Annotated in this window: 7 protein-coding genes; all 7 read right to left on the bottom strand. The window is 36.1% G+C overall.

Annotation, left to right across the window (positions count from 1 at the left end; all coding sequences use genetic code 11):
- Positions 1-40: 40 nt before the first annotated feature.
- The gene (gene rpsG / locus HCAN_RS01160) at positions 41-508 is read right to left on the bottom strand and encodes a 30S ribosomal protein S7 (RefSeq protein ID WP_006655945.1); all 468 of its coding nucleotides are present in this window, start codon (positions 506-508) and stop codon (positions 41-43) included.
- Positions 509-520: 12 nt separating this feature from the next.
- On the bottom strand, positions 521-910 hold the full coding sequence (gene rpsL / locus HCAN_RS01155) for a 30S ribosomal protein S12 (protein ID WP_005021361.1): 390 nt from the start codon (positions 908-910) through the stop codon (positions 521-523).
- 99 nt (positions 911-1,009) lie between these two features.
- Complete coding sequence (locus HCAN_RS01150) at positions 1,010-9,661, bottom strand: DNA-directed RNA polymerase subunit beta/beta' (RefSeq protein ID WP_006655947.1); 8,652 nt, start codon at positions 9,659-9,661, stop codon at positions 1,010-1,012.
- 72 nt (positions 9,662-9,733) lie between these two features.
- Complete coding sequence (rplL, locus tag HCAN_RS01145; protein ID WP_006655948.1) at positions 9,734-10,108, bottom strand: 50S ribosomal protein L7/L12; 375 nt, start codon at positions 10,106-10,108, stop codon at positions 9,734-9,736.
- Positions 10,109-10,132: 24 nt separating this feature from the next.
- Positions 10,133-10,615: a 50S ribosomal protein L10 gene (rplJ, locus tag HCAN_RS01140; protein WP_006655949.1), complete on the bottom strand. Its 483-nt coding sequence runs from the start codon at positions 10,613-10,615 to the stop codon at positions 10,133-10,135.
- Between the two features lie 90 nt (positions 10,616-10,705).
- On the bottom strand, positions 10,706-11,410 hold the full coding sequence (rplA, locus tag HCAN_RS01135) for a 50S ribosomal protein L1 (protein ID WP_006655950.1): 705 nt from the start codon (positions 11,408-11,410) through the stop codon (positions 10,706-10,708).
- Positions 11,411-11,433: 23 nt separating this feature from the next.
- Positions 11,434-11,859, bottom strand: a complete 426-nt coding sequence (gene rplK / locus HCAN_RS01130; RefSeq protein ID WP_006655951.1) for a 50S ribosomal protein L11 — start codon at positions 11,857-11,859, stop codon at positions 11,434-11,436.

Genomic DNA, 11,859 nt, shown 5'->3' with positions numbered 1-11,859 from the left:
TGCAGAAATCTTAGAAGGAAGTTCCCTTCTAGATATTAAACTACCAACGATAATGAGCAAATGCCTTATTAGCCTCTGCCATTTTATGCACATCTTCTTTTTTCTTAAAAGCCGCTCCTCTCTCATTAGCAGCATCAATAAGTTCGTTTGCCAAACGCTCAATCATTGTTCTTTCATTTCTTTTACGCGCTGAATCAAGTAACCAACGAATTGATAAAGATTGTTGTCTTGCTGGTCTTACTTCTACAGGCACTTGATAAGTAGCACCACCTACACGACGACTTCTTACTTCTACCAAAGGCTTAACTTTTTCTAACGCTTTTTCAAAAGTCTCAATGCCTTTTTCTTTTGTTTTTTCTTCAATTTTATCAAAAGTTGCATAAATGATTTTTTCTGCAACACTTTTCTTACCATCATACATCATTTTGTTAATGAATTTTGTTACAACGATATTATTATAAATTGGATCGCCTAAAACTTCTCTTTGAGGAGCTTTTCTTCTTCTCATTTTTTACCTCACTTATTTTTTAGAATCGCCAGATTTAGCTTTTTTAGCACCATACTTACTGCGTGAAACGGTTCGTTTTGCTACACCTGCAGTATCTAATGCACCACGGATAATGTGATACTTCACACCCGGTAAGTCTTTTACCCTACCACCACGAATTAGCACAATAGAGTGCTCTTGAAGATTGTGTCCTTCTCCAGGAATATAACTAATCACTTCAAAACCACTTGTTAATCTAACTTTAGCTACTTTTCTTAAAGCTGAGTTAGGCTTTTTAGGTGTTGTAGTATAAACACGGGTGCAAACTCCTCTTCTTTGAGGACAAACTACCAAAGCTGGAGACTTTGATTTCTTAATAACTTTCTTTCGTTCTTTTCTAATCAACTGGTTAATAGTTGGCACTTTGCATTCCTTCTTTAATAAATAATTTCAATAGAGAAAATGAAGCGGATTATATTCAAATCACACTTTACTTTCGCTTAAATCAAGGTTACAATAACCTTAATTCTCCTTAATTCTAACCTTCTTGCCTTTATAGATTCCTGTTCCAACAGGTATCATACGACCCAATACGATGTTTTCTTTTAAATCCTCTAAATAATCGATTTTAGCTGCAATACTTGCTTCAGTTAAGACTTTAGTTGTCTCTTGGAAAGAAGCTGCTGAAATTACCGAATCACTTCCAATTGCTGCTCTTGTGATTCCTAACAACACCGGCTCTGCAATGGCAGGGATACCACCCATTTTAATAATTCTTGCATTTTCTTCCCTAAAATGACGCTTACTAACTAAATCACCTTCAATAAACTTCGTATTTCCACTATCATAGATTCGCACTTGCCTTAACATTTGTGAAACAATAATTTCAATATGTTTATCGGCAATGCTTACCCCTTGGCGTCGATACACTTGTTGCACTTCACTTACAATATATTTGTAAAGTTCTTTTTCTCCACCAATTCGTAAAATATCTTGACTTGCAATCACACCATCAGTAATTGCTTCTCCTGCATGCACAAATTCGCCTTCATGCACCAAAATTTGCTTAGATTTATCAATGAGATACTCCACCATTCTTCCATCATTAGCAGTAATAACAATTCGTTCCTTACCTCTTACTGGCTTACCAAAACTTACAATACCATCGATTTCTGCTAAAACAGCTGGATCTTTTGGTTTTCTTGCTTCAAAGAGTTCAGAAACTCTTGGAAGACCTCCAGTAATATCTTTTGATTTAACCAAGGCTTTTGGAGTTTTAGCTAAAACATCCGCCATTTCCACCTTTGCTCCATCTGCGACAAAAATAGCAGTTTTTGGATCTAATGAATAACGAATCAATCCACCTTTTGCTGTTGATAAAACCAAAGTCGGCTTATACGCACTAGAGATATATTCATTAACTACCAATCTTGTTTGCCCTGTTAATTCATCGGTTTGCTCTGAAACGGTAAGTCCAGGAATAATATCCTCAAACTTAATAGTTCCTGCTTCTTCTGAAATAATTGGATTAGAATAAGGATCCCAATCTGCAATTACAACTTGCTCATCACTTTCTGGACTTGCAATGAGTGTATTTTTTCCAACTTTTTGATTGTCTTCTATCTCAATAATTGAATCCCTTGCAATATAATGCCGTGCTGCCTCTTGATCATATTCATCAGCAATCACAGCAAATACACCTTTTTCGGTAATCTTTTCACCTTTTTTTAAGGCTCTATAGCGTTCTAAATGATCACCTTGCAAGTAGTAATACTTCACAATTCCTTCTTCTTTAGCATAAATTTTTTGAGTAATAGGTGCGTTATCTTCAACTTTTAATTCACTAGCATAAGCGATTCGATTAGGAATATTCCAACTATCTTTAATAATATCTACAATACTTCCCTCATCTCTCACATAGTGCCCACTTGGATAAGGAATATAGAATTTCCCTTCAATTTTTCCTGTTACCCCTGCTAATTCGTTTGGTTTTGCTACATCACTTTTTCGGAGTGTGAATTTTGCTGTTTCTTCTTTGCCCACAACAGAAATAATCACTTCATCATGCACAATATCAACTTTTAATTCACCCTCAAAAGGAGCTTTGATTTTTGGCTCCACTAGCAAAATCGCTGCATTTCTTCGGTTAGAAATGATTCGCTTCCCTTCCCTGTTTTTATAAGTTTTAACATTATAATAGCGAATAAATCCTTCTTTATCAGCCACAACTTGACGCTCTTCTTGGCTTCTACTTGCTGTTCCACCAATATGGAATGTCCTTAGTGTAAGCTGTGTTCCAGGCTCACCAATAGATTGTGCTGCCACAACACCTACAGCCTCTCCCATTTTGGAGATTCTTGATTCACCAAGATTAAGCCCATAACATTTAGCACACACACCTTTTTCAGCCTTACAAGTTACAGGGGTTCGGATAATTACAGATTTGACACCTGCTTCCTTAACTTTTCTAGCCTTTTCTTCATCAATTAATGTGCCCTCACTAATTAAAACTTCATTAGTAATTGGATCAATGATATTCTCAGCTATCACACGCCCAAAGATTCTTTCATCAAGCGACTCGATAAGCTCACTACCTACAGTAATATCGGTAATCTCAACACCTTCATTAGTTCCACAATCATCCATTACAATTTTGACATTTTGGCTCACATCAATGAGTTTTCTTGTAAGGTATCCAGCATTAGCTGTTTTAAGTGCAGTATCTGCAAGACCCTTTCTTGCTCCGTGTGTTGAAATAAAATATTCTAACACATTCAAACCTTCTTTGAAGTTTGAAGTAATTGGAGTTTCAATAATTGTTCCATCAGGTTTTGCCATCAAACCACGCATAGCTGAGAGCTGTCTAATCTGTCCTGCACTACCTCTAGCACCCGAATCAGCCATCATATAAATCGAGTTAAATCCAGATTTATCACTCTCAATGAGCTTCATCATTTCATTTCCTAGTGCATTGTTGGTATCTGTCCAAACGTCAATAATCTTGTTATAACGCTCTTGTTCAGTCAATAAACCTGCTCCAAATTGCGCTTGAATGTCTTTAACCTTTTTCTTCGCACCCTCAATAACTTTGTTTTTATTGTTTGGCACGATAATATCATCAGCGGAAATAGAAATACCTGCTCTAGTTGCGTATTTAAATCCTAGATTTTTAAGATTATCTAAGAAACTAGCCGTTACTCCAACTCCACCTTCTTTATAAACATAATCAATCAAGGCTGCAATGTCTTTCTTCTTTAAGATTTTATTCCACAAATGCATTGGCACAAAATCCGGTAAAATAGACTTAAGAATCATTCTACCAATAGTTGTATTAATGATTCTATCCTCTACAAACACCCTTACTTTAGAGCTAATCTCTACCACTCCAGATTCTAATGCGATATGGATTTGATCAATATTAGAGAATAGCTTATGCTCTCCTTTAGATCCATCTTTCTCCAAAGAAAGATAATAAAGCCCTAAAACCATATCTTGGCTAGGCACGGTTACAGCTTTACCACTTGCAGGAAGCAAGATATTCATTGAACTAAGCATTAAAAGCTTACATTCTGTAATAGCTTCTTGAGAAAGTGGCACATGCACCGCCATTTGATCCCCATCAAAATCCGCATTAAAAGCGGCACAAACTAAAGGATGCAATTGAATTGCTTTACCATCAATTAACTTAGGATGGAAAGCTTGAATGGATTGCTTATGCAAAGTTGGCGCACGATTGAGCATCACTGGATAATCCTGAACAATTTCTTGCAAACACTCCCATACTTCGTTACTTTTACGCTCAATCATCTTTTTGGCTTGTTTAAGCGTTGTAGCATAACCCTTTTCTTCAAGTTTTGCCAAAATATGCGGTTTAAACAATTCCAAAGCCATATTTTTAGGCAATCCACATTGATCCATTCGTAAATTTGGACCCACAACAATAACAGATCGTCCTGAAAAATCCACACGCTTTCCAAGTAAATTTTGACGGAATCGCCCTTGCTTTCCTTTAATAATCTCAGAAAGTGATTTAAGTGGGCGTTTATTAGCCCCCTTAACTGCATTGGCATTGCGACCATTATCAAAGAGTGCATCAACTGCTTCTTGCAACATTCTTTTTTCATTACGCACAATAATTTCTGGCGCATCAAGCTCAATTAAGCGTTTCAAGCGTTGATTACGATTAATCACTCTGCGATACAAGTCATTCACATCGCTTACTGCAAATTTACCACCATCAAGTGCTACTAAAGGACGCAAATCTGGAGGCAATACTGGTAGAACGGTTAGCATCATCCATTCTGGGCGATTCTGACCACCAGAAACCACAAAACTTTCTACCACTTTTAAACGCTTAATGATTGTTTTCTTTTTGGCTTCAGAATTGGTAGTTTTAATTGCTTCTTTTAATTCTGCAATTAAATCCACCAAATCAATCCCTTCTAAAAGCTCTTTTACAGCCTCTCCACCCATCTGTGCAACAAATCCTGTATGTTCAAATCTTTGTGAAAGATTTTGGAATTGCTCCTCATTTAAGACATCATATTTAGCAACAGGCTTTGTGCCTTCATTGTCATAATAAGCTTCTCCTGGTTGTTTAACAATATAAGCCTCATAATACAAAACGCGTTCTAAATCTTTCATCTTCACACCCAAAAGCGTTCCGATTCTGCTTGGCAAGGAATTAACATACCAAATATGTGCTACAGGTGTTACTAGCTCAATATGCCCCATTCGAGATCGACGCACTTTAGAGCTTGTTACTTCTACACCACATTTTTCACACACAATTCCTTTGTAACGCATTTTTTTGTATTTACCACAAAGGCATTCATAATCCCTCACCGGACCAAAAATCTTAGCACAGAATAAACCATCGCGCTCTGGCTTTAATGTGCGGTAGTTAATGGTTTCAGGCTTTTTGACTTCTCCATAACTCCAACTACGAATCTTCTCTGGACTAGCTAAAAGAAGCTGGAAAGCATTGAAATCGCTTGGGCGATTATCTTCTTTAATCACAATTGGCTCACTCATACCCTCTTGATTATCCGCAAACACATTCACATCTAAAGCCAAACTTTGCAATTCTTTGGTTAAAACATAAAAAGTTTCTGGAATCTCAGATTCTTTAACTGCTTCACCTCTTGTAATAGCTTTATAAGCTTTCACACGCCCTTCTACATCATCTGATTTAATAGTTAGCATTTCTTTAAGTGTATGTGCTGCACCATAGGCTTCCAATGCCCACACTTCCATTTCCCCGAATCTTTGCCCACCAAAGAGTGCTTTACCGCCTACTGGTTGTTGCGTTACAAGACTATAAGGTCCTGTGCTTCTTGCATGCACCTTTTCATCAACAAGATGGTGGAGTTTGAGCATATACATATATCCCACATTCACTCTCTCCATCATTTTTTCACCAGTTCTACCATCATAAAGCTCAGTTTTTCCATCGGTATCAATCTTAGCTAAATTGAACAATTTTTCAAACTCTTGAGCATTCACCCCTTCAAAAACTGGTGTGGCAAACTTCACTCCCTTGCTCCAATCTCTCGCATAAGCAAGTAATGCCTCATCATTTAATGAAGCTAAGAACTCTTTAGTTTCTTTCATTCCTGAAACTTCTGCAATCTCTTGCATTTTTTCTCTTAGTTGGCTTATCCATTGGCTTTTTTCTTGCTCAAAAACAAATGCAATTTGCTCACCTAATTTTTTACCCACTAAGCCCAAATGCACTTCTAAAATCTGCCCTATATTCATACGGCTAGGCACACCAAGTGGATTAAGCACGATTTCCACAGGACGCCCATCTTTGGTATAAGGCATATCCACTTCTGGAACAATATTTGAAACAATCCCTTTGTTTCCGTGTCTTCCTGCCATTTTATCGCCCACTTTTAATTTGCGTTTAGTGGCAACATAAATTTTAACAAGCTTCACAACTCCACTTGGTAAAATATCATCTTTTTCAATAATGGAAAGTTTTTCTTCGTGTTCTTCACTAAGGCTTTTCTTTTGCTCTAAAAAGTTAGCTTTAAGCAGATCATATTGACTTTGAATCTCTTTAGAATAGCCCTTGATGATTGTTCCCATTACAAAGCGATTAACATTTTCTAGCTCTTCTTTAGGAATCACGCTACCTTTTTTATATTCTTTATCACCCACTTTGACATTGGCAATAAGTTTTTCTTTAGCAAGAATGGATCCGATTCTCAAGCTTTCTTCACGATCAAGCATTAACAATTTATCGTGGTGTTCTAAATCTAAACGCGCCTTTTCTTCTTCATAAGCTATCACAGCACGTCTATCTTTATCATAACCTTTTTTAGTAAAAATCTTAACATCAATAACCGTTCCTTCCAAGCTTGGAGGACAATAAAGGGATTTATTGACAACATGTCCTGCTTTTTCCCCAAAGATTGCTCTTAATAATCTTTCTTCTGGAGTTGGCTTCACTTCACCTTTTGGAGAAGCTTTTCCTACAAGAATCATACCGCCTGTTACATAAGTCCCAATTTTAACAATTCCACTCTCATCAAGATGAGCTAATTCTTCTTCGCGAATATTTGGAATATCACGAGTAATCTCTTCAACTCCGTGTTTTAGCTCTCTAGCTTCAATCTCTTTTTCATAGATATGGATTGATGTAAAGGCATCATTGCGAATAAGTTTTTCACTTACAACAATTGCATCTTCAAAGTTATAACCATTCCAAGGCATAAAAGCAACGCGGATATTTTTACCCAATGCAAGCTCACCTTGATCCATATTAGGACCATCTGCAATCACATCTCCACTCTCAATCACATCCCCTGCTTTTACAATTGGCTTTTGAGAAAAAGAAGTGTTTTGGTTAGTTCTTAGATTTTTTTGAAGAGAATAATGATCAATAAAAGCACCATTTTCATCTTCACCTAAGATATAAATATTTTTTGCATCCACTTTTTCTACAATACCGCCGCGTGTAGCCTTAAGAGATTCCCATGAATCGCGTGAAACAATCTTTTCAATTCCTGTTCCAACCACTGGAGCATCAGGGCAAAGTAAAGGCACTGCTTGGCGTTGCATATTTGAACCCATCAAGGCGCGGTTAGCATCATCGTGCTCTAAGAATGGAATCAAACTTGCTGCAACCCCTACTACCATTCTTGGGCTAAGGTCAATTAGCTCAACTTTGGAAGATTCCATAAGGATAATCTCTCCATCTTTTCGCACCTCAATAATATCTTCTTTAATCATATTGTCATTAGTTAAAATCGTGCTTGCAGGTGCGATCACTGCCCCTTCTTCTTGCGTAGCAGTCAAATACACAATTTCATCGGTAACTTTTTTATCCACAACTTTACGATAAGGTGCTTCAATGAATCCTAAATCATTAACTTTAGCATAAGTAGAGAGTGTATTAATCAAACCAATATTTTGACCTTCTGGAGTTTCAATTGGACAAATCCTACCATAGTGTGTTGGATGCACATCACGCACTTCAAACCCTGCACGCTCTTTCACTAAACCGCCTTCTCCAAGTGCAGATAGGCGTCTTTTGTGAGTCACTTCAGAGAGCGGATTGGTTTGATCCATAAATTGAGAGAGTTGTCCGCCTGTAAAAAACTCTAAAATAGTGCTTGTAATCATTTTAGAATTTACTAAATCGTGTGGCATAAGCTCTTCTAAACCGCTACTAATCGTTGAAAGCTTATCGCGAATAGCTTTTTGCATTTTAACTAATCCTGTATGCAATTCATTAGCTAAAAGCTCTCCAATAGCACGGATTCTACGATTTCCTAAATGATCTCTATCATCAATTCTACCTTGCCCATTTTTCACATGGATAAGGTAACGCACAGTTTTAATAATGTCTTCGTGAGTTAGAATCGTAACATAATCAGGAACAGAAATATCAAGCTTATGATTCATTTTCATACGCCCAACTCGTGTTAAATCATATCTCTCTGGATCAAAAAACAATTGTTGCACAAATTGTTTAGCAGCTTCTTTAGTAACAGGTTCTCCTGGACGCATTACTTTATAGATACGAATAGTTGCCAAATCATTTTCATTATCAATTTTTTCAGTTTGTTTAAGAAGCTTTAGCGATTCAGCATCAGCAATAAAAGCATTAATAATAGAAGAATCTACACCATTAGCTAAATCATTAGCGATTACAAACTCATTAATACCCATTTCTGCAAGCTTTTTAAGTTTGGAATCATCCATTAAAGTTAAAGTATCAAAAATAACTTCACCACTCTCTTTATCAATGATAGGCTCTGCCAAATAGCGATTCACTAAAGTTTCAACAGGATATTCAATCATATTGATTTTTTCTTCTTTTAACGCTTTAGCTTTTTTAGCAGTCAATCGTTTCCCAGCAGCAAGAATCAATTTTCCTTTAGAATCTTTAATGTCAAAATCCACACGACCAATAAATTCCTCAGGATCAAAAGCGATAAAATATTTTCCACTCTTAGCTTTAACGCTTAAAGAAGGGTAGAACATTTTTAAAATATCTTGCTTAGAATACCCCAAAGCTCTAAAAAGAATCGTTACAGGAATTTTTCTTCTCTTATTAACACGCACAAAAAGTGTATCTTTTGCATCATATTCAAAATACAACCAAGAACCTCTATCGGGAATAATTTGACCTGTATAAACAAGCTTGTTGGAAGTTGTTGATGATTCTTCTTCTTTAAAAATAACTCCAGGACTTCTATGGAGTTGATTAACCACTACCCTTTCTACTCCATTAATAATAAAGCTTGTTCTTTCTGTCATCAATGGAATCTCGCGAACAAAAATATTTTGCTCTTTAATATCTTTAATACCTAACTTTTCGCCTGTCTTTTCATCTCTCTCCCAAAGCACCAAGCGGATTTTTATTTTCAAAGGAATTGAATAAGTCAAACCTCTCTCCATAGCCTCTCTTACGGTATATCGTGGCTTTCCATATTCACAACCTGCGTATTCAAGACTAATTCTATTTTGAGTATCATGAATAGGAAAAATAGACTTAAAAACTTTTTCAATACCAGATTCATTGTTTTCTTTTGATTGCAAAAAAGCTTCATAACTACTTCTTTGTAATTGAAGTAAATTTGGAACGGCTATATTTTGCGGAATCTTAGTAAAATCAACTCTTAATCTATTTCCGGATTTTAAATTTACTGGCATAATCATTACCTTTTATTAATGTAGAATTTTGGAAGAAAAATGAAAATTTCGGAGGGTTAAAAAAACCCTCCTCTTAAATTACTTAATTTCGACTTTAGCACCAGCCTCTTCAAATTTTGCTTTCATAGCTTCAGCGTCTTCTTTTTTCACACCTTCTTTAACGGTGAATGGAGTTTTCTCAACTGCATCTTTTGCTTCTTTTAAGCCAAGACCTGTTACTTCCCTTACAACTTTGATAACATTGATTTTCTTATCACCGCTATCTGCAAGAATAACATCAAATTCTGTTTTTTCTTCTGCAGCAGCACCAGCACCTCCAGCAACTGCACCTGCAACAACAGTTGGCGCAGCAGAAACGCCGAATTTTTCTTCAAACGCTTTTACAAGCTCTGAAAGCTCCATAACAGAAAGATTGCCAATATACTCTAATACATCTTCTTTTGAAATTGCCATAATTTATCTCCTTAAATTTATTAATTATTCACTTTCTTTTTGTTTGCGTAAGTTATCCAATCCTGTAACGAAATATCTCGCAGGTGCAGTCCAAACAGACAACAACATACCAATAAGCTCTTCTTTTGAAGGTAGTTTTGAAACTGCTTCGATATGTTTTGAATCAACCAACTCTCCTTCAAAGTAACCAGATTTGATCACTAATTTTCCGCCCACAGAATTTGAAAATTTACAAACTACTTTTGATAAAGAAATTTGATCTTCGCTCCAAAGAAAAATATTATTTTCTTTTAATTCTAAACCTTCAATATTAGAATTTTTTAATGCAATAGAAGCTAGAGTATTCTTAACAACTTGCACTTTTGCACTTTGAGCTCTCATTTCTGCTCTTAGAGTTTCTAATTCCTTAACTGTAAGCCCTTTGTAATCACAAACTACAATTGCTTTTGAAGCTTGAAATTCAGCACTCAAACTTTCAATTAAAGCGTTTTTTTCTACTTTTGTCATTTTAACCTCCTTTCCGACGAAAGACTTATATAGGGTAAATTTTAAGCAAAGCCCCTATAGTCATTAGTCTAAGATAAAAACAAGAATAAATTATTTCATATCAATGAGTTCTTGTGCATCAAGTTTAAGTGATGGACTCATTGTTAGCGATAAAGTTGCATTTTTAATATACTTACCCTTAGCAGTTGCCGGCTTTTGCTTGTTGATATTTCTAACAAGTGCGATGATATTTTCTTCTAATTTTTTTGCATCAAAGCTAACTTTTCCAACGGGTGCGTGGATAATCCCTTTTTTATCTACACGATAATTAACTTGTCCGCTCTTAGCATTGCTCACTGCTTTTGAAACTTCCATAGTTACTGTTCCAGTTTTTGGGTTTGGCATTAATCCTTTTGGACCTAAGATTCGACCCACTTTTCCTACCAAAGCCATCATATCTGGAGTAGCAATCACCATATCAAAATTGATTTCTCCACCTTTGATTTGTTCTGCTAAATCTTCATCACCCACAACATCAGCTCCTGCTGCTTTTGCTTCATCAGCTTTTACACCTTTTGCAAAAACCGCTACACGAACATTCTTTCCTGTTCCATTAGGCAATACAACAGCACCACGAATCATTTGATCGGCATGTCTAGGATCAACTCCCAAACTCAACGCAATCTCAACGGTTTCATCAAATTTAGCAGATGCTAAAGATTTCACTGTTGCAGAAGCGGTTGTAATATCGTATATCTTTTTACAATCTACCTTTTCTAGTAGTTTTTGCATTCTTTTAGTAATTTTTTTTGCCATATTTTATACTCCAACGCGTCTATTTAATCTACAACTTCAATGCCCATACTTCGAGCACTTCCCTCAACAATTTTAATTGCTGCTTCTTCTGAATTTGCATTCAAATCATCCATCTTTGTTTTAACAATTTCTAAAACTTGCGCTTTAGTTAATTTTCCCACTTTATTTTTCAATGGATTGTCAGAACCTTTTTGGATTCCTGCTGCTTTTTTAATAAGATCTGTAACAGGTGGTTTTTTAGTTACAAATGTAAAGCTTTTATCTTGATAAACAGTGATTAATACAGGAATATTAAAATCGCCCATATCTTTTGTTTTTTCGTTGAATGCTTTACAAAATTCCATAATATTAACACCACGCTGCCCTAGAGCTGGACCAACAGGAGGAGATGGATTAGCTTTGCCCGCAGGGATTTGAAGCTTAAGTTCGCCAATGATTTTCTTTGCCAT

The organism is Helicobacter canadensis MIT 98-5491 (genome assembly GCF_000162575.1).
GTDB lineage: Bacteria > Campylobacterota > Campylobacteria > Campylobacterales > Helicobacteraceae > Helicobacter_D > Helicobacter_D canadensis.
This window is presented reverse-complemented; position numbering and strand designations above follow the sequence as displayed.